This window comes from Rhodopirellula sp. SH410 (assembly GCF_055811895.1).
In genome coordinates, this window is sequence record NZ_CM147949.1 from 3,237,461 (window position 1) to 3,256,904 (window position 19,444).

17 protein-coding genes are annotated in these 19,444 nt (G+C 53.1%); 14 read left to right on the forward strand and 3 right to left on the reverse strand.

Translation table 11 applies throughout. The features are described from left to right. Positions 1-59: 59 nt before the first annotated feature. A complete protein-coding gene (locus SH410x_RS11830; RefSeq protein ID WP_473676695.1) occupies positions 60-3,068 on the reverse strand; it encodes an AAA family ATPase in 3,009 nt (1,002 codons plus the stop codon). Positions 3,069-3,083: 15 nt separating this feature from the next. After that, complete coding sequence (locus SH410x_RS11835) at positions 3,084-4,256, reverse strand: metallophosphoesterase family protein (protein WP_473676696.1); 1,173 nt, start codon at positions 4,254-4,256, stop codon at positions 3,084-3,086. A gap of 499 nt (positions 4,257-4,755) precedes the next feature. Here SH410x_RS11835 and SH410x_RS11840 point away from each other — a divergent pair, with 499 nt between their 5' ends. Further along, the gene (locus tag SH410x_RS11840) at positions 4,756-5,316 is read left to right on the forward strand and encodes an RNA polymerase sigma factor (RefSeq protein ID WP_473676697.1); all 561 of its coding nucleotides are present in this window, start codon (positions 4,756-4,758) and stop codon (positions 5,314-5,316) included. 84 nt (positions 5,317-5,400) lie between these two features. Next, positions 5,401-7,413 (forward strand): protein kinase domain-containing protein, encoded by a 2,013-nt coding sequence (locus SH410x_RS11845; RefSeq protein ID WP_473676698.1) that lies wholly within the window; start codon positions 5,401-5,403, stop codon positions 7,411-7,413. Positions 7,414-7,776: 363 nt separating this feature from the next. Here the strand turns inward: SH410x_RS11845 and tnpC are convergent, their stop codons facing one another. Then, complete coding sequence (gene tnpC / locus SH410x_RS11850; protein ID WP_473676699.1) at positions 7,777-9,201, reverse strand: IS66 family transposase; 1,425 nt, start codon at positions 9,199-9,201, stop codon at positions 7,777-7,779. Positions 9,202-9,293: 92 nt separating this feature from the next. Here tnpC and SH410x_RS11855 point away from each other — a divergent pair, with 92 nt between their 5' ends. The 12 genes from SH410x_RS11855 (at position 9,294) to SH410x_RS11910 (ending at position 19,435) form a co-directional block, all read left to right on the forward strand. Continuing rightward, positions 9,294-9,797 (forward strand): formylglycine-generating enzyme family protein, encoded by a 504-nt coding sequence (locus SH410x_RS11855; RefSeq protein WP_473676700.1) that lies wholly within the window; start codon positions 9,294-9,296, stop codon positions 9,795-9,797. Positions 9,798-10,138: 341 nt separating this feature from the next. Beyond that, entirely contained in the window at positions 10,139-10,393 is a 255-nt protein-coding gene (locus SH410x_RS11860) for a hypothetical protein (protein WP_473676701.1), read from the forward strand. Positions 10,394-10,505: 112 nt separating this feature from the next. Next, a complete protein-coding gene (locus SH410x_RS11865) occupies positions 10,506-11,720 on the forward strand; it encodes a hypothetical protein (protein ID WP_473676702.1) in 1,215 nt (404 codons plus the stop codon). Positions 11,721-11,929: 209 nt separating this feature from the next. Beyond that, the gene (locus tag SH410x_RS11870; protein WP_473676703.1) at positions 11,930-12,391 is read left to right on the forward strand and encodes a MotA/TolQ/ExbB proton channel family protein; all 462 of its coding nucleotides are present in this window, start codon (positions 11,930-11,932) and stop codon (positions 12,389-12,391) included. Beyond that, a complete protein-coding gene (locus SH410x_RS11875) occupies positions 12,388-12,846 on the forward strand; it encodes a hypothetical protein (protein ID WP_473676704.1) in 459 nt (152 codons plus the stop codon). The genes SH410x_RS11870 and SH410x_RS11875 overlap by 4 nt, the downstream gene beginning before the upstream one ends. Positions 12,847-12,850: 4 nt before the next feature. Then, positions 12,851-13,558 carry a hypothetical protein gene (locus tag SH410x_RS11880; RefSeq protein ID WP_473676705.1) on the forward strand — a complete coding sequence of 236 codons (708 nt, stop codon included), beginning with the start codon at positions 12,851-12,853 and terminating at the stop codon, positions 13,556-13,558. Then, positions 13,555-14,250: a hypothetical protein gene (locus tag SH410x_RS11885; protein ID WP_473676706.1), complete on the forward strand. Its 696-nt coding sequence runs from the start codon at positions 13,555-13,557 to the stop codon at positions 14,248-14,250. The genes SH410x_RS11880 and SH410x_RS11885 overlap by 4 nt, the downstream gene beginning before the upstream one ends. A gap of 3 nt (positions 14,251-14,253) precedes the next feature. After that, entirely contained in the window at positions 14,254-16,155 is a 1,902-nt protein-coding gene (locus SH410x_RS11890; RefSeq protein WP_473676707.1) for a GTPase domain-containing protein, read from the forward strand. Continuing rightward, a complete protein-coding gene (locus SH410x_RS11895; RefSeq protein ID WP_473676708.1) occupies positions 16,152-16,892 on the forward strand; it encodes a hypothetical protein in 741 nt (246 codons plus the stop codon). Before SH410x_RS11890 ends, SH410x_RS11895 begins: the two co-directional genes overlap by 4 nt. Before the next feature lie 741 nt (positions 16,893-17,633). Continuing rightward, on the forward strand, positions 17,634-18,011 hold the full coding sequence (locus SH410x_RS11900; protein WP_473676709.1) for a helix-turn-helix domain-containing protein: 378 nt from the start codon (positions 17,634-17,636) through the stop codon (positions 18,009-18,011). Further along, the gene (locus SH410x_RS11905) at positions 18,008-18,637 is read left to right on the forward strand and encodes a mobile mystery protein B (RefSeq protein WP_473676710.1); all 630 of its coding nucleotides are present in this window, start codon (positions 18,008-18,010) and stop codon (positions 18,635-18,637) included. The genes SH410x_RS11900 and SH410x_RS11905 overlap by 4 nt, the downstream gene beginning before the upstream one ends. A gap of 75 nt (positions 18,638-18,712) precedes the next feature. Then, a complete protein-coding gene (locus SH410x_RS11910) occupies positions 18,713-19,435 on the forward strand; it encodes a hypothetical protein (protein WP_473676711.1) in 723 nt (240 codons plus the stop codon). The last annotated feature ends 9 nt before the right edge of the window (positions 19,436-19,444 follow it).

The window sequence follows — 19,444 nt, forward strand, 5'->3', positions numbered from 1 at the left end:
GAAAGGTGCATCGTGTTGCTGTAGACGGGGAGACCCACACAAGCAGTTTTATTTGTGGATCACACGTCAGCCAATGCAACACTCCCACCTCGCCCGCGTCCGGGAACGACCTTGCCAGCCGACACGAGATCGGTTTTCACGGTGTCGTAAATCGCGTCGCTCCAACCGAGCGTTTCTCGAAGCGATTGATTGCCCGATCGTCCGCCCAATTCACGCAGACGTTGCAGAAATTGGTGCGAAAGATCATCGGAATCAGAACTTGCGATCTGCTGATTGGATTTTGCACCAATCTGTTGAACCCAAGCTGATCCAGTTGCTTCGCCACCTGGGTCGGTCGGGTCTACCAAAGGTACAGTTTCTAGTTGGTTGACAGACGACGTAGGCGCTTTCCGCAATATCGATTGCGTTGCTCCGAATGCGGCATATTCTTCCGGGTTACACGTCAACACAATGACTTGTAGTCCACGTGTTGCCGCAAGATCCAACATTCGTTGCAATGCGTGGATTCGGGTTGGGTCGGAGGAGGCAAATGCGTCATCAAAAATGATTGGCAAGCTACCTCCATGATCGGCCGCCAAGACTTCTGCCATTGCCAATCGAACTGCGGCAGCTAGTTGTTCTCGTGCCCCCCCACTGAGATCATCAAAACCGAACGTACCATGATCGGGACGCGAAAGTTGCAATCCGGTGAACTTGTTGTTTTCCAACCTAACCGAGGCTTGTGCGTTGGGTCCGAACACCGATCGCAGATAGCCCGTGATTTTTTCCGCCAGAGGTTGCGTGAACTTGTCGGCGAGCGATCGCTGCTCCTCTTGGAACAAGCGATCCAGCAAAGCCACTGCATTCGCTTTACGATTTACGGCGTCCCGCTGTTCGCTGGCGATGTGTGCTTTCGCATCGGCAATGGTGAGTGCCGCTCTGGGATCTTCATGACCGTCGCTTCGCAAAGTAGCCCGTGCCACAGCAACCCGTGATTGAAGATCGCTTTGCTGGGTTCGCTTTTGCTCAAGGGCTCGCTCAATTCGCTCTCGATCTGCCTCCAGAAGCTCCGGTTGCAGCTTTTCAATTTCCGCTGTAGTCTCCGACAATTGTCGCTCAGCTGTCGTCTTCTCGACCTGTAACTGATCGAGACGCCGTTGAAGATTACCATCTTTGTCATAAGTCTCGATCAGTTGGCTCAACCGAGTTCGCTGATTGAGCAATTCGGTGTTTTTCTCTTTGGCGGAGTCTGCCGTTTCTTTCAATTCCTTTTCAATTCGATCGAAATCGGACTTGCATTGATCCCATGCGGCCCGAGATGCCGTGTCATTGGCTTGAGTCTGAATAAGTTCGTCGGCAGATTCGGTGACCACGGCCTTCGCAGTCTCCAGATTCTTCGGAAGCGTCACGTCCGGGAGTTGTTCCGAACGCCGCTGAATGCTTGCTTGCGTTTCTTCAAGCTCTCTTTTCGTTTCGCTCCATTCGTGATCGGTTCCCGTTGGATCCATTCCCTCCAATTCGGCGCTTAGTGTTAAGATTTGGGCACTGATGTTGATTCGGTGAGAGTAGGCGTCGGCAGCTTGTTGAAACGTCTCCACTCCCAATTCATCCAAGTTTCTTTGTAGCGTTGTCGCGGTATCGTCTTTCGCCTTCCTTGCTTCCTCCAGTGTCATGCCTCCGCCGGGTGTGATTCGCAGTCGAACGGTGTCGCCGACATTGACGTCGGTGTCTTCCGTAAGAATTAGTTTTTGACCTTGCCCAGCAGTTGTGCCGTTGACGACCACGGTTTGATTCGTCGTCAGTACTTCTAATCCGGCAGCCATCGCCTGCAAGGAGGTTTGTGTTTTCGTGCAATCGGCTTCTAATGCTCGCAGAACGCCAAGTTTTTCTTCATCGACATCTGGGAACTGGGACCGCGTTGTCTCGAGATCGGAAATCGACTTCCGAATCTGCTTAATGGCTTCTACCTTTTCGTCGAGTTTTGATTTCCGCAGGGCAAGCTCAAATTCTCGAACGTGAGCCGACGCCAATTCGTGTCCAAGGCGCACGTCACGAACCGCATCGATGGCGGCTCGATGTTCTTGTTCAGCAGTACGAACACGCTGTTTGGCGTTTGCCAAGGATTGTTCCAACTGCGAAAGCTTTGCGTTCTGCGGGTTCAATTCCCGCTCAAGAATCTTGATCGTTTCCCCTAGATCCGTGATTCTTTGATTTGCATTCTGCAACTCATCAAATCGTCGACGGACGATGTTGGCATTTTCGCGACGAGACAACTCTTCGGTGGCCAGCCTTGTAAGCTCTTTGGATCGTAAGTCGAGCTGCTTTTGTTCTGCCTTGAATGTGATCAAAGTCTTTACGACGTTGGTCAGATCGCTACTCGCTGAATCCAAATCAGCCGCGGCTCGATCCAAGTCAGAAACACGCTGTTGCGCACGTTGCAGTTCGTTTTGGGCGACTTCTGCGTCGTGCAGAGCACGTTCCAATTCGGACCCCGCCTTGGGCTTATTCGCCTTTGTAAACAGCTTGCCGACCTCGTCGGCAAAATAGGCTGCGACTTGGGCATCCAGGTCCGATTGCAAGACGGCAGACGCCCCCATGTCCTGCAGCCGTGTTACCAATGCATCTCGCTGTTGGGTTGCATGGACTGACGGATCATTAGCCGATTCGCCCTGCAACACCCACAAATGAGCCCACTGTGCCAGCGTCGCTTTTCCACTCACGCCGGACTCGACATTCAAGATTTGGGCGAGTTTCGTGTCGGCCGCGTCGCCGGATAGCGAAACCGAATCCGCGGGATTCAGAGTGACCGTACCGGCGTGGCCAAATTGCTTTTTCAGTTGATAGATCTGGCCTCCCGCCTCAAATTCTAACTCGACCTCGGGTTGGCCTGGGTAAAGGGTCGACTTCATCGCACGATGATGTTCCGTATTGCCCTTCGCTTTCAGGAAAAAAGCTCGATGAGTGGCTTCGGCAAGCGTGCTTTTTCCAACTTCGTTAGGGCCGCCAATCAGGTTGCGGGCATGATCGAGGTGGACGGTTAGTTCTCGATGCACACGATAATTACGAATGGTGACTGACTTTAATCGCATGTTTAGGCCCTGGGGTTAGAGGGTGTGGCAGGAAGAATAGAGTTGTCGAAGTGCGGTGCGGGCAACAGCGGCGTCGTCATCGTTGGCAGAGGCCAGAGTGACCAATCGTGAAGCGACGCTTGCAACCAACGGATCGTCGGCACGGCGAACAAGTGCATCTAGCTCGTCTGCACTAGGTGCAAGTGTGGTCCGATTGTTCAATTTCAAGCGAGTTAGTCGCGAGTCCCATGACTCGAGCATCGTGTCGAGTCGCGTCGACGCATCGATTCCCAACGAACCATCCAACTGAAGGTGCAAGAGATCTTCGTTGGCTCGATTGCCAATTCGGTCGACCACTCGGGCAGCGAGCGTTTCAATCGACGTGTCATCGGAAAACGTGAACGAAAGATCGTGCCAACCGACTAGGCCCGTTTTGGCGATCTCGACTTGGGGTGTCTCCTGACGACCGACTCGGACAATAAGAGTATTTCCGGGATCGTGGTCACTACCTTTGACGAAACGATCCAGTTCCGGTGTGCCTGCATACCAAGCTTTGGGGCCAACTTGTTTGGTGCCATGCCAGTCACCGAGTGCGATGAAATCGAATTGGTGATCCGAGAGCCGGTCCAGGTCAATCAGATTGGAGGCTCCGGAACTGGAATCTTCATCGTCGACCAGTCCACCAAAGTCCTGTACGCTGCCATGAGCGATCACAATTCGTGGTTTGTCGCCATAGCTGTGCGTTTCATCTGAAAACGTCCTCAGCCATTCAGTGGGATCATTCAATACATGTCGCCGCTGCAGCGGACAAGGCAGTAGTACCACCTGATCTAATTCCAGCGGTTCAGGTTTGTTCAGCACATGAAAATTCGGTGCTAGTTGATCTCGTTCTCGTTGAAAGAATTCTTGATCCCACAAACAGCCTTCACCACCGTGGTCATGGTTCCCAGGAATGACAAAAACGGGCACACCAATTGCCCCGATCGCACTGCAGGCGGCCGATACAGTTGCCTTGGTGGCGCTGGTCGAATCGAACAAATCACCGGCAACCACGACGAATTGTGCGCTCGACTGTTTGGCCTTTTCAGCGATCCGACGGATTACTTCAAATCTTTGGTTTTGCAGCAAAGCACGTTTTTGCAGATCTTGGACACCGGCAAACGGCTTCCCAAGTTGCCAGTCGGCGGTGTGGATAAAGGTAACACTCAAAGCAGGTCTCCTTTGGGAGTATTCAGATAGATCAAAAGAAGCAAGGTGACGACGGATCGTGACAATCATATCACTGTCATCATGGAAGTTCAGCGATGCGATCTTTCGGAAACTAAAACGGTAGGCATTCGGAAGCATCACTGACTGCGGCAGTCGGAGCAGGTTCTCTACCCCGAGGGTTCTGGGCGTCGACTGCTACCAAGGGGAAACAGCTTTAGCCGATGGTGCGTGCTATCACAGCGTCGCAGCGCGGAACATTTTCGATGAGCGGAAGTGATGGACTCTCCACTACGGCGTCCGGCTTCGACATGCCGCCGCCTCCGCCACGATCGAGAGTGCACGTCGCGACCTTTCTCGTGCCTCCGTGGCTGAATTCTCCCGCAGAGTTCGTTATCTTTTGTGCACTGAACCAAACGAGAACAACGCCATGCCCCCCGAAGACTCATCCAATCGGCGATCGCAGCCCCGGTCTCATTCCGAGTTTGCCACGCATTCTACCATGATCGTCGACTTGAAGAATTTCTCGCCGGAGCGATGGAGCAACTTCGTGCTCGTCTATACGCCGTTGCTGGCCTGCTGGATACACACAAAGAATGTCCCTGTGTCGGCAGAGGATGACGTGCTCCAGGACAGCCTGTACGCGATCGCGAAACGAATCGGCAGCTTTGAGCGTGATTCCACGAAAGGCAAATTTCGCGGCTGGCTTCGCACGATCGTTCAGCGGCGTGTTGCCGATTACTTTCGCTCGTTGCCTCAGGACCATTGCATGTCACAGGAGGTGCTCGATGCGATCATGACACCCGAGCAGAAGGACGCTGAGGAAATTGAGGCTGAGCAGCAGGCACTCAATGATGTGAAGGCCCGAGCTATGGAGCTCGTCCGGCAATCCACTGCGGAAAAGACCTGGCAGATGTTCTGGCTCAATACAGTCGAAGAAGTGCCGACAGCCGATATTGCTCGCCAGTTTGGAGTTACGACCGCAGCCGTACGTGTGCATAAACTGCGTGTTTTAAAACGACTGCGAGAGTTAATGGTCGACAATTTAGCCGAAGATTCGTGACGCCGGATTCGCGTGTTACGCCCTTCCGATATTTATCACTGGGAGCGTTCCAGCACACTGACAAAAACTTTCGGTACAGCAAGTATGATCGAATCAGCAAGTTGCCCAACACAAGACGAGCTCATCCGCCTGACCCACGGCGACTTACCGGGGGATCTGTTGGAATCTGTCTGCGATCACGTGATAGAGTGCGAGAAGTGCCAGGATTCCCTTTCTCTGCTCGAAGATCCGCCTGACGAATTTGCGAAACAATTGGCTCGGATCAGCCCTGAGGATCTGGAAAATGCCCGAGTAGCAATCGAAGCTGAAACTCTCAAGGAGACGGCGACAGGAGCATGGGATCTCTTCGCACCGCTGCTGGATTCCCAATACCGACAACTCACACTGACCGTGCCGTGCCAATTGGGTCAGTACGAAGTTCTACGGCTGATCGCTTATGGCGGCATGGGAGAAGTTTACGAAGGTCGCCATGTGCGACTGAAACGCCCCGTCGCTGTGAAAGTGATTCGTGGCTTCCGCCAGGACGATCCGGTATCGCACGAACACTTTCTCAGGGAAATGGAGACCGCTGGTCAGTTGGAGCACCCCAACTTGGTCCGGTCCTACGACGCTTGGGAGCACGACGGCTACCTGTTTCTCGCTCAGGAGCTATTGGACGGGGAATCGCTCCAAACGCTGGCCCACAGAGGGCAGATCAAAACGCCCGACGAGATCGTTGACGCGTTACTGGGCACCTGCCGGGCACTTGAGCAGTTGCACGGCAAAGGCTTTATCCATCGCGACGTGAAACCCGCCAACATCATGCGGCTGACCGACGGCACGATCAAACTGATCGACTACGGTCTAGCCGTAGCAGCCGACTCCGGCAAATCAGCAGGTCGCGTCGGTGCTGGCACGGTCGGCTATATGTCACCCGAACAGGCCCATGGCTCAGGCGCCGTCGATAATCGTTCAGATATTTACTCGGCGGGACGCGTGCTGAAGTATTTGCTCAGCAAGTTGCCGGAAGTATCCGCAGACGCCAAGCAAGCCGAACTCGTCCAAAAGCTCACCGCACTTGCCGAACGACTAACGCAGCATAAACCGAGCGATCGGCTTCAGAGCGTCGACGCCGTGATCGCGCAGTTGGAGCAACTCCAGTATTCGGTCGCGCCAACGCATACGCCGCCGGAAGTGCAAGCTCCACCGGTAACTCCTCCACGTCCGCCGATTGCGAGCGTTAAGGAGACCAACCAGGCGTCCTCTTGCCTGCCCACAGATGTACCGGCAACCCAGCCGAAAGCACCTCCGAAGCCAAAGCGTCGCGGTATGGGCGGATTGGTGCTGGTCGCGTTGATGCTTGCCGCTGCCGGGTTTACTGCCTTTCAGATTGTCTTCAAGACCGACAGCCAAGCCACCGTCCTGGTCGAGAATCATCAGCCCGGTGACGTCATCAAACTCACCAGCGAGGATGGGAGAGTTCGATCCGTCGAGCTAGGAGATCAGGCGAAGTTTGTCGTTGATCGGGGAATTTTTAAACTGTCGCTCGAGGGTCCCAAAAATCGTCGGCTCAGCCCCGCCAACATCACGGTCACTGGCCAAGATCGTTTGACGGTGCGAATCGAGGATCTCCCTGTCAAAAACGATCGTGACGAGCCATCCATTGCAGATACGATTGAGTCGCAACCGATGGATCACGAGCCAATTTCCCGCGCAACCAGAACCGATTCGAAGACCTTAACGGCACCATGCTCCGTTTCCGAAATCCAGGCCGCACGTCAGGCATGGACTCAATCTCTGACGCTTCCGGACGTAATCACGATTGGAATGCCGAACGATCCAGCCTTTCAGTTGGCGTTTGTTCTGATTCCGCCGGGCACCTTCGAGATGGGAGCACCAGAAACGTTGTCAATGATGAGCGGCAACAAACCGGAATGGAACGATTCCAGTCGACCGGCGCATCAGGTCACGATCACGCAGCCGTTCTACCTCAGTCGCTACGAAGTGACGCAAAAGCAGTATCGTGATGTCATGGGAGGCGGGCTGACGCCCGTCACAGGCGACGGAACTCAGTTTCCAGCCACTCAAATCCCCTGGCACGTGTGGGTCGATTTTTAGTAACCGTTCACGGCCTACGGCCATGAACGAGTAGTGTCTGATGATCCGAAGCGATGCATCGTGCTCAGTCACCGGACTGTCCTGGCAAGCTCACTGACATCTCTGCTGAGATGGATCTGAATGTCATGACAATTGTATTGATGTGATGTTCGTGATTTCCATCCGCCTTAAACGTTCGTGGTCGTCAGTGGAAGGTTTTCTCAGGCATCTCTCAAGTATCCAATGATTTTTTCAATCCGGCGGACTTCCGTCGATGCACGCATTTCTATCGCTTGAGCTCCTTTTGCCCATTGGACGCAGGAGCCAATCCTCCGGAAATCCACCATTCTGGATCCCCACCGTTGAATCTGCAGCAGAGTGAGCCTACGAACTATCGCAGGGCCCTGGCAGTAGACTGGGTGACGGCTCGCCCCGAAGAAACTGGCTCACCGACTCAACCAGAAATTCAAACACGCTGCGACCTTGCTGCTCGCAGGTTACCACCACGGTGCAGATCCGTTCAAACCAAGCTTGACCATTCTCGCCACGCGTTCCTTGCGTCATCCGGCGATGAATCGCCACAAACCGAATCGCCTGCTCGGCCAGATTGTTGGTCGGGCCGATCTGCGGGTCACTGATGAAGCGAAAGTAGTCTTCGAAGTGATCGTAGAAACGCTTTGCCATGTTGGCGGCGTGTTGTGTATCGGGTTGTTCGCCAGTCGCATTCCAAGCGATCTCATTGCGGATGCGTTCGAGCGACTGGCGAAACGTTGTTTCGCTGGCGAACTCATCGCGGCGAGCAATCGTCTTGAAAAGCTTGCGAAAGTCTTCACGCAACCGCTGCCCGTAAACCTGGTTGGCGTGCTCAGGGTGGCTGCACAGAAACTTGATGTCGCGAATCAGGTGAGCGATGCAGAACTGCAGCTTGACGTTCTTATCAAGTCGCATGTATTTGTGGTATGCCGAGAAGTAGTCGCAACCGATCGTGCCATCGAATTCGGCTCCCAGCGTTTCCAGCAACACCTTGCTGCCGCGACTCGGAGAAATCCTAAAAACGGTAAACAGGTAGGCACGAAAGCACCAGGTCCAGAGTTTATTGCCGTCGTCTTTGTGACCCGTCTCATCCACATTGAGATGGCTCTGCTGGGAGATCGCGTCCAGCAATTCTTGATAGGGATCGGCGATGCTCTGGCTGACCTTGCCGACGAGCTTTTGAATCAAGCCACGGCTGAGCGTCACGCCGACGACATCGCGGAAATACTTTCTGATCTTCGTAATTGACATGTGGCAAACGCCCTTGAGCCAACCGATCAGAGCGGTCATCTTCGGCCCTACCAATCCAGCCCGTTGAATGTCATCTGGCAAGGCACAGTGATGCGTTTCTCCGCAGTCTTGGCAGGTTTGGCCGACCCGTCGGTGCTCGGTGATCTTGATTGGTTTATCGATCAGCTCCACGCTCTGGAGCGTCTTGGAATCAAGGTCGCCTTCGCATAGCGAACCACCACAGCAGGGACACTCGTCGTAGCGATACTCAAGGATGAGATCGACTTGCTCATCCAGAAAGGATTTCCGCTCGTGCCGTTTATGGCCGAGTTGTCCGCCCCGTTTTCGTTTGGGAGGGCGGCCTGGCTTTTTTCGTTTGGGTGGTGGGTTGGTGATATCGCTCGAAGGTGGCTTAGACGATGTCGCCGAGTTTTTGCTTGCCTTCGCAAGTTGATCTTGGATCGCGGCAAGCTGCTTCTCTAGCTCAGCTATTCTGGCAGCTAATTGGACGCACTCTTGGCACTGGTTGCTTGCTTTTCCATCCATGATCTCAGCATTCTAGCCGGTGTCGCCAAATCGACCGATAGCAATTTCACTGCAGAAATTTTAAGATCTCAATGCGTTCAGGGCCGAAGGCCGTGAACGGTTACGATTTTTGTAATCGTTTATCGAACTCCGGTACGAACATCCCGGCGGGCGGTAAAGTGCGCCTGCCCACCGAAGCCGAATGGGAGTATGCCTGCCGAGCCGGCACGACGACGCGATTCTGGAGCGGTGACGAGATTGGACCGAGCCAGGCCAGCCTCAGGATCAGCGGTCGCGAGATGAACCTGGAGCCTGTTGACTCATTCCAACCCAATCCATTCGGCCTCTACCAGACGCACGGGAATGTTGCCGAATGGTGCTCAGACTGGTTTTCCCCGACATTCTACGCATCCTCTGGCAAAGTTGATCCCACAGGCCCCAGCGATGGCACTCGCAAAGTCCTTCGCGGCGGCGGCTATACCAACCCGCTATTCTCGGCGACCTCCTATTGGCGGCAAAGTTACGAGCCAGCCACCCGCAGCCGCAACATCGGCCTACGCCCCGTCCTCGAGCTGCCCACTCGCCATCGAAACCCCGATTTTCACGGCGTTTATTGATCTTCAGGAATTTTTTTCGGTTTTCGTGTTACGCCCCTGCGATATGTATAGGTGTCGAGGCGAGCCGGTTCTCTGCGACACAGATTCCAGCTCCCGTGCTGGGTGTGTCGCGTGTGAGTGGGGCAGTGAGTGACAGCAAACAGGCCAAACCAGCTGCTTCGGTGTTACGCTCCAGCGATAGAAGTAAATAGGTGGAAAATCGCAACCTTCTTCCGAATCCCAACACAACCAAGTGGCGCGATCATGATCTGCAACGACCGATGCCGAAACGACTGCTCCCCGAGCGGTTCTGTGCCACCCTTCAACCTCAGCACAAACCAACGAATCAAAAGGTAATGACTATGTCGACACAAGCCGAAACCGTCCTCTCGAAAGCGCAGAAGCGGTTCAGCGTTGACAAAAGAAAGCTCCCTGGATTTGAGGCTAAACCAGGCGAATCATTGACTGCCGCGTTGATGAGTCGAATCGCCTTCGTTTGCTTGGCGACCGTTGGCATGCAAATGCTCGCTTTCGCACAGGCATTTGAGGTGGACCGAAACAAATACAGCGAGGGAATTTGCCGAATCGCTCCTAAGCGGTTGTTTCCGTCCCAATGACCCGTATGCGGGAACGGCGATCACTACCGACTTGTCACCTCCCCCTCCAGCGATAATTCCCTCGTTTCGTCACTAGACATCACGCTCCTCGACACAAACAACTAAACGAAAAATGGACTACAATCCGCATAGTGCAGAGTACGCAGCGATTAAGCGGGAAATCCGCGATCTAACCACGAGACAAAAGAAGGTCAGCACTGAATTGAAATGGTATTACGGTATCGATTCCGATGCATTGCAAAACGAACGTAGCGGCCTTGCGGCGAAGTCAAGCAAACTGGCCGACACGATAAAAGCCATTGAGTTGGAACAGTCAGATAATCAACGCGACATCACGAAAACCTCCTCGTTGATCGGTTCATTGTTCAATCCAGCAAACTGGCTTGCGGAACCACAGGTCACACTTCGCCGAAAACAGCAGCAGCTACGCAAGTCAAAACGCAGTTTAAGCGAGCATATGAATGCAACAGTCGATGTTTGCAAAACGGTCAGAAAGAATATCATCGAAATCGACTCGGTGCTGAAACGCCACAGTGAATTCAATCTTAAACTGACCAACAAACAGTTGTGCAAAATCAAGTCCCGCATTTTCGACGCGAAAAAAAGACTCCGTATCGTCGGGAAACGCAAGTCGGAGGTCGACGTACAAATTGAGCCGCTGCTCAAAGAGCTGCGAAAGCTGGAATCGAAAAAGAGCGACGCCCAGTCTAGTCTTCGCAAGGCCAAAGCTCTTGATGACGATTTAACGAACGCGGACAATTCTTATGAACGCGCACTGACACATGAAGAATGCGAAAGCCAGTTCGGTACAGGAAGTCCTCGCTCCGTAGTTCGTGAACAAGAGAAAATTATCAGACGTGCCGAACGCGATTACGCGAAGGCAAAATCGAGAGTCGAAACCATGAGCAAAAAGGCTGCCCGCGAAATCAATACACTTGTGGTCGATGGAAACAACATGTGCTACGAGGGCGGCAAATTCATTGGATTGTCGGCACTCAAAACAGCTATCCCAATACTGACGCGTAAATACTCGATTGTTATCGTATTTGATTCCGCAATTCGCCGTATGCTTCAAATCGACGACGCTGGACTTCGCAAAGAGTTTGTCCCGCACGCTAAGATTCATGTTGTTGCAACTGCCGAACTCGCTGATGCAACCATTCTTGAACTCGCTGCGTCAAACCGAACTTCATACGTTTTAAGCAATGATCGGTTTGCGGACTATAGCGAGAAAGAGGTCGTTAGTCGGGCGCGTGTCATTCGACACGAGATTGTAAACGGAAAGGTGTTGGTACACGATCTGTTCCTAAACGCTAAATATGCTTAAACAGTGCAAGGAGTGCATGACTGAGTTTGCACTTGGGATCAGAGTCGGCTCAGGATCTTGAAGTTTTGTGTCCGCCGGTCTTGGGCCAACGCAGATTCATGTGTCACGAGGAAAACGGGCTTTCCGAGCAACTCTCGCTCATTTCCCACCTGCACCCAAAGAACTACAACACGCATGTTCACCCCGATCAATCGTGGTTAGAATGTTGCGTGGCTCACCGCCAGAAAACCGAGAAATTGAAATCGATTGAGGAATCCGTGTTCAACGCCTATTGGACGATCGTACTAAGCAGCCCACTGGATCAAGTGATCCTGTTTTTCGGCTTTGCGCTGATCATACTGCACTGCTATGGATTGACGATGCGTTTCCAGGGAACAAAGCGCGGCTTCGTTCAAGGGATCGACCGCTATCGTTCATTCCTCTTGCTCCTGACTGAAATATTGCCCGTGCTTGGCCTCCTTGGAACGGTGCTTGGCCTGATGAATACGTTTCAGTCGTTCCAAATGGCTAGTGGTGAGGGTTCCAGTGACTTGTCGGGCATGATCCAGGCGTTCTCGCCCGCGATGAGCACGACTGTCTCGGGACTGCTGATGATCATGCCAAACCTGTTGCTCAACGCTCTTTTGTGGCTCGCATCACCAGTGCCCCAGACGCAGGATGGTTCGCGATGAACAACGCAAACGTCATTGTTCGTTTCATGTCGCTCTTGGACGTTGCGTTGATATTGCTCGGTGTTCTCATGCTTGCGCTGATGCAAACCGCTGTACCTACGCCGTCCAAAGCGAGTGATCGACAGGTTAGTTCGGAACCCGTCTTAGATCAGATCAACTTTATTTATCTCTTTGCAGGCTGGAAGGGCGAGCAGAACGGGCGCTGCTTTGAGCTGAACCAGAATATGGAAATTGGCGACGAAGTTTCCATGCATTCCGATTCCGATATCTCAAAACTGGGTGGACGCAAACGCTCTGGGCCGTCTTCGCCTTCGATCGCGATGCTGGTATTTGAGGAAGACGGCTGGTTCCCAGCTTGGTCGTCCGAAACGATTGCCAATGCTGAGAAGGCTTGGGGAATCAAGGTGATTCCTATCTACGACGTGTCCGTTTCAAATCAATCAAACGAAAGGTGATTCGATGAACCAACTCATCGCAGCAGGTTCTCAGGGGACTGTCGGCTTATTGGCGTTTGCAAACTTGCCTACGTTTGATTTGCAAGCGGCCTTGTTCGTCGGGGCAATCGTTGTCGTTGCTGTTGTCGCGGTGACTGTGATTGCCATCGCAACGCCGTTCGTCGCTATTCAGGCTGGTGCGACAGTGATCGGCACTGTCCTAACTATTGGTGCCATCGCCTCGATTACCGGTATCATCGGAGGAGTGGCTGCTGGTCTGTATGAAGGCGGTCAAGCCGACACTGAGTACAAAAGGAGCCTAGTTCAAATTGCTGGCCAGAGCAACCAGTTGCAAATTAGGTTCTTGCCTTCTGCGAGTGACGCATCGAGCGCGGCTGACTTTCAATGCGAAATCGTAACGTACAACGAGGCCGATCTTTCGTCGCGTCCTCCGAAGGTTGAGCAAGAAGAATTCCAGATCACGGCAGCCAGCGGAAGCGAATTTTTTTCGATCCTTCAAGACAAGCTTGAGATTTGGTTTGCGAGAAGTGTTTTGGCGGACCAAGACAGCGAAACTCGGAGAGTCACGATCTTCATGGAGCCGTATCCAGGAAACGGTGTGTATGAACGTATCGTGGAGTTGGTGGATCAGTGCAAGGCTCGCACGTCCGAAGTCCAGCGTATCAACGGTCCGTGGAGATCTGCTGTTACTGATCAGCAGGTGACTCAGTGAATGTGATCGCAGACGTATTCCTATTTCCACTCGCCGTCGCGGGGCCTTTGCGTTTACTTTGGGATGCTTGGTCATGGCTGGCCAGCCCAACCGTCATCGGATGGATTGGCATTGTCGCAGCGATTATCGCAGCGTTTGCGGTTTCCCCACGCCAATGGATTTCAGGCCCCGTCGTGTTTCTTGGACGCACTGTGGTTGTCGCGATCGTTTGGGTTTCGGTCGTCTTGATTCTAAGCGCCTTTACACCAATTGGATCTGGGGCGGGAACCGCTGCTGGACACGCTGTAGAACGGGATGAACCAGCCAGCGCAGCCCCCCTACCCGCAGCGGGCAGCGGCACGATCGTTATCAAACCGCTCAGTGATACCGATGCTGCTCAGTTCGGAGACGACATCACCATTCGTTTTGTTCCCTCAAAGGCGAATCCCGATCTTGCTCAGCCGTTTGCATGTGACCTGCTTTTGCAATTGCCAGCGAAGTCCCCGTCGCTGGTCGAGATTCGCTCGGCAAGCACCAGCGAACTGGTTGAGCGATTTGCGGCACAGTTGCGCAAGATCGAGATGCAGTCGGTCACTCAAAGTGTTTCGATCCGAATCGAGACGAGTCCCTTTCCTGGGGAACCGGTGATACAAAAACTGAAACAGGTGTGTCGCAACGTGAATCTCAACTGTGATTTTGTTCTGGGAGAATGAGCATTGAAGAAAACTGCAAAGCATCTTGAAGTCGGAGTTTACGGTCGCACTCAAGCTGGCAAGACTCGCTTTCTGTACGAGCTACTGAAGCACTGGGAGAAGAAACGACGCATCTTGAGCCAGTCGGCGTCGTGTCAGAGATTCCTGCAACTTATATCTGATCAAGTCGGAGAGTTTGATAAGCCGCTTCCCACGGCACCCGATTTCAATCCTGAGCCGCTCGAATTGACTATTCGAACGGGAGAGAGCGCCGAAAGCGCAAACTACCGACTAATCGACCTTCGCGGCGAGGTCCTTGAAGGTGAAATCGATGGTTTAGATTCGCTTGAGAAACCTAGTGCTGAAGGACTCCTCACCCGCCAAGTACAGCACTGTGACGCGTTCCTTTTCTTCTTTGATCCCGAGTCGTGGGAGAAGCCGGAAGACATCAAGCAGCACCATGAGCGGGAGTTTCGTCGAGCGCAAATGTTCATTCGATATGTTTTGAATTCGCGTCAAAACGAGTACCTGCCCATCATCTTTGTGATCACACGAGTCGATTGCTGGAAGAACGACGCAAGTATCACCGATTTGGCCGACCGATGGGGAGAACGTGTACTTAAGGAATTGACGTCTGCTTATTCGCAATCGCTTCATGGTCATTTTCCGCGTAGCCTCGTGACGGAACAACGAGTCATTGCCAAAACGTCCGCATTGCGAGCGGATGATGTGGAAGCGGTACTGCTAAACGCACAGGAACTGTCAAAAGACAGTCGCAAATTTCGCCGAGAAGATCGGAAAGCGATTAAACCGATCCTTATTGGTGGTCTGCTGTTTCTCGTCATCGTTTTTGGCATCGGCAGTTGGATCGGACTCAGTGATACATCCTCGACGACAACGAACAAGGCAGAGCCTTCCATCGTTGAGCAAACCGAAAACGATGTCCTGGTGCGAACGCGAGAGTTTCGCGAACTACTGTCGCAAGTCGCACCGCTCAACTCACCCACGGACGCGCACGTCAAGGAGGTGAATGACAAGCTGAAGTGGCTTGTAACTACGATGGAGGTTCAAAAGACTGAACTGTCTGCCGCTACCAAACTGGAAATCGAATGCATCTCGGTCCAGCTTAGCGAGCTTCTTGGTGAATCCGCGAGTCGCGGCCCGAGAGACCTTGGTTTCTTGACTCAGGTATTGCTTGGCGTCGGCGATGCTTCTTCGCTATCGGATGACATCGCTGCTATTCAACAAAAGAGGTACTGGGGCCTTCAACGGGAATCTGTTGTTGCATCGCTGGCGGAATCGATGCAGACCATGAACGAAATTCAGTCCGATCCTGCAACGAGCCTGAATGAATTAGAGGGAAAACTCAACACTGCAAGCCAAAGCATCGAGCAGATCGACGTTTTTGGACCAGATGCAAGAAAGTATCTTTTGAGCGACATAGAAGTTGCGAGCCAGTTTTGCAAAAAGTACGCGAACGACAAGGAATATAGTGCGACGCTGAAGATTGATTCTGCGAGACTTGAGCAAGACGCAAAACCCGAGTTGGCGACGCATGCCATTTTGATTTCGCCGAAAACAGCACATGCGTTTTCACTGCATTACTTGTCTAAAGATGGAAATAACGTTACATTTGGGGCGCTAGCCGAGAATTTTGATCTCGACCTGGAACTCTCGCGATCCGTCAACTGTGTTGTGTCCAAGTATGTGAATCGTCAATGGGAAGAGGTCGAACGCTTTGATTTGGCTCGTGACGACGCGCCGCTTTCTGTGATTGGAATGCCGCTCCACAACACGAATGAATCAGCAATCAGACAAAAGTTTGGGAATGGAGGCTACGAATTTGTATTAGTATTTTCGGGGCTGCCGAAAGTTCCTGCTCTTCTATGGTCCGCGGCTGGACTCGTGGAAGCGAGGCTAGAATGAACCACACAAGCAAGAAATTCCAAGAAGCGACTGCATCATTTATCGTCGCCAGAGTCCCAGGTGAAGGATATCGAATCACGTCGTCTGAAGGCCCGAGTGCAGACGAAATTGAGCCTCAAGTTCTTCGAGTTCTGGAGATGCTCGGTCAGAGTTCATCAACGAAATCAGACGGACAGGTTTTCTGGCTCGGGCCATTTGGGGATTCCGATAACTGGGTCGGGATTCAGCGCCGAGTCTTGGATTCCGGGACCACGGAATATCATCAGGACTGGTTTCGTTCCACCGTCGCAGCAACGAGCAGGGGCATCGGCCTTAGGTACCTGGTAGCTACTGGCTTGATGTCCTTTGTTCTCGGTATCGGATTCATGACTGTATTGAATTTTCAATTTCCACGCGGAGAGAGAACTGGATTTGTACAAGGCATTCAGGATCAGCCTGCGGTTGATCAAAGTATCGAAGAGAAGTTTGCGAAAGATAGAGACGCAACCGGCATCGATAGGTTGCGTGCCAATCTTTCGAAAAACCGATCACTGCGTGTGCAACTGACTGGCTTCCTTTCACAAGACGGTTTATCGTTCGACTCGAGCCTGTCAGTTGTTGAAGAAGAACCATCCGTTATAATGTGCTCCGTCCCAATTCAATCGCCTCCTGGCCAAGGGGTGCTCCACTTGTCGAACTTTCAGGTTCGGCGATTGCTTGAACTATTGTCCGAACTGGCCGAGTGCGAACGCGAATAAAAACCATCCAGGAAAAGTCTTGAACTCTCCAAGCCGAGTAGACAGCAATGAAATTTTGTTCCCTCGTTTTTCTTTTTGCGACGTTCATCCTTGCAATTGGTTGCGACTCCGCCGAGCAGCCCGTGCCTCCATTCCCAGGCACGCCCATGCAACCGCCACAGCCAGAATTTGAAGAGCCTTCCGTCGGTCCCGACGGGCACGCAATGGATCAAGGCGCAACTCCGACGTCGGTAGGTGAATGACAGATTGATGGACAGGAAGCATCTGTTTCCGATGTACAACCTCGAAGAGACCCGATGAGTCGAGTGTCTTTGTTGGGTATTCCAGGCGATGCGTCTGAGCGGATCGACACTGGCGTAACTCGGAGGATCGCGGTAGGGACGGCTGTTGCCAGCCGCCCCCCGCACAGATCCGTACTTGAACCGTGACTCATACGGCTCTTGCCTTGAGTCGGACGCGAAATCGTTCGCTGGGATAAGGGTGCAGTATCGTCGGTTCAGGCACGTACTTTTCAAACATGCGAACGAAACGAGGCCAAGTCCAGCCACGATCAAAGGGGAATCGGTGGTTTCGAGCACGATTGCCATTTATTACCCCTCTCTCTTTTCTTTCTCGGCGTCGCTGACCTGTGTCGGCGATTGACTTTTGTATCACGTGTGCAACAATTGCATTCAATGTGATGTTGAGGCATAGTCTCTCGAATTGCCAAAAATCCCCTCCATTCAACTCGGACTCGTTGCCATGTCTCAATCCGAAATACTCGCGCGCATCCAGAAACGAAAAAAGGATCTTGAGATCTCGGTTTCGGATCTTGCGCGCCGGAGCGGGGTTTCGCGGGCCACGGTGATTCGGGTTCTCGGCGGTGAGGACTACGAGTTCTCGTTCGCCACCTTGCAAGCGATTCTGCTCGCCCTGGGTATCTCGCTCGATTTGACAGAGATTCCTGCCGAGCAATTCAGAGAACAGGTCGCCACCGTAAAAGCGAAACGGTTGGTTGCGTTGACACAAGGCAATGTCGCTCTTGAGTCTCAGGCTGTGTCTGGCGCGTCGGTCCAATCGCATCTTGACGAAGCGAAAGCACGGATTGCATCGTCCAACCGAAAACTGTGGGCGTCATGAACTCTGGTCGCGGTAAAGGCATGGGCACGGGGCTTGGTTCGAGCGGGAAAGATGACGACACGCCGTTTGATGGATCAGGCTTGAAATGGAAGTCCGTCAAAACGCGGCGTGAGCTTAACGAAGTCGAGTTCGCTTCGATCTTGCGCGTGACTGAGAAATACTTGCTCACCAAACCCTCGCGGAAAATCGCACCGTTCAATTTTGATTGGCTTCTCGGGCTTCATCGCGAGATGCTTGGCTCGATCTGGAGTTGGGCAGGCGAGATCCGATCAACCGAGAAGAATATCGGTGTGAGCCCAACTATCATTTCCTCTGAGCTGGGCGTTATTGCGATCGAGGCCGACAAGCGACATGACGAAACGGGGGCCTCCGTAATCGCAACGGCTGCGGAGTTTCATCACCGCGCTGTGTGGGTTCATCCCTTTGAAGATGGCAACGGTCGCTGGGCAAGACTTCTGGCAAACATCTGGCTCATGCAGCACGATCAACCAGCAACACTCTGGCCTGCAACCGACTTGCGAAACACAGAGAGTCCGATTCGCGACGAGTATATTGCCGCCATCAAGCAAGCGGACATGCGAAACTACGGTCCGCTGATTGGGCTGCACCAAAGATTCAGCGAGTGACACTGCAAACACGACGAAAAGGGCAGGGAATGGCTTCGAACTCGATTGTCACTAATTCCCACTTTCCCCTTTTCTTTGCTTCCCATTTCCCTCACTAAATTGCTGCTGGACGTGAACACCCAAACCAACCCGCTGACCACTCCGGTCTCTCATCTCGTCTGCGGCGATCCGCCTCCCAATAGCCAGCCGGCCACTGAGTGGAAGGCCGGTGACGAGTCAGCGCTGCTCTCGGTTCTGCAGGGCCTGGCGGCACTGCATCGCCCACCGCAGGGTGCTCTCCAGGGCAACATCACCGAGCAGTCCTTTTGCCGTGACCAACAAGGGGAGCTGTTCCTCTATTGCGGAGCAAAAACGCCGTCCCAGTGTGAGCAAACGCAGCTCAATGACCGAATGGCCCGTCTGTACGTTCACGCTGGCGGCAAACCCCTCTCTGATGACGATTTGACGGCGATCGGGGTCGTGCTCGCCGAGTGGCTGGTCGGTCTCAAAAATTTGCCCGCTGTCGATGGCGGGATGAAATTCTATCGCAGCCAACTGGCTGAAAAACTCAAGAGGGTTCCACGAGCGAAGCATCTGTCGCAGACTTGTCGAAAGCTGATTGACTCACTGCTGCTGGCTGATGTGCATGGTTTCAAGAATGCTGGCGACTGCCTGGGGGGGCAATCGGCATTGGCGGCGTGGTCGAGCGATGGCAATTTGCGATTTGCAAGTGTACGACAACTTCTGACCACGCACGCTTGGGTGCCGCTCATCGCGTTGGCGATGGTTATTGCCCTGTTATTGACCTCGTGGCAATAGCCAGTCCGT

What these genes read in the sequence shown, in the direction of transcription:
- SH410x_RS11895 (WP_473676708.1), top strand. Translation starts at nt 16,152, where the DNA reads ATGAACCACACAAGCAAGAAATTCCAAGAAGCGACTGCATCATTTATC.
- SH410x_RS11845 (WP_473676698.1), top strand. Translation starts at nt 5,401, where the DNA reads ATGATCGAATCAGCAAGTTGCCCAACACAAGACGAGCTCATCCGCCTG.
- SH410x_RS11875 (WP_473676704.1), top strand. Translation starts at nt 12,388, where the DNA reads ATGAACAACGCAAACGTCATTGTTCGTTTCATGTCGCTCTTGGACGTT.
- SH410x_RS11880 (WP_473676705.1), top strand. Translation starts at nt 12,851, where the DNA reads ATGAACCAACTCATCGCAGCAGGTTCTCAGGGGACTGTCGGCTTATTG.
- tnpC (WP_473676699.1), bottom strand. Translation starts at nt 9,201, where the DNA reads ATGGATGGAAAAGCAAGCAACCAGTGCCAAGAGTGCGTCCAATTAGCT.
- SH410x_RS11860 (WP_473676701.1), top strand. Translation starts at nt 10,139, where the DNA reads ATGTCGACACAAGCCGAAACCGTCCTCTCGAAAGCGCAGAAGCGGTTC.
- SH410x_RS11905 (WP_473676710.1), top strand. Translation starts at nt 18,008, where the DNA reads ATGAACTCTGGTCGCGGTAAAGGCATGGGCACGGGGCTTGGTTCGAGC.
- SH410x_RS11830 (WP_473676695.1), bottom strand. Translation starts at nt 3,068, where the DNA reads ATGCGATTAAAGTCAGTCACCATTCGTAATTATCGTGTGCATCGAGAA.
- SH410x_RS11840 (WP_473676697.1), top strand. Translation starts at nt 4,756, where the DNA reads ATGATCGTCGACTTGAAGAATTTCTCGCCGGAGCGATGGAGCAACTTC.
- SH410x_RS11865 (WP_473676702.1), top strand. Translation starts at nt 10,506, where the DNA reads ATGGACTACAATCCGCATAGTGCAGAGTACGCAGCGATTAAGCGGGAA.
- SH410x_RS11900 (WP_473676709.1), top strand. Translation starts at nt 17,634, where the DNA reads ATGTCTCAATCCGAAATACTCGCGCGCATCCAGAAACGAAAAAAGGAT.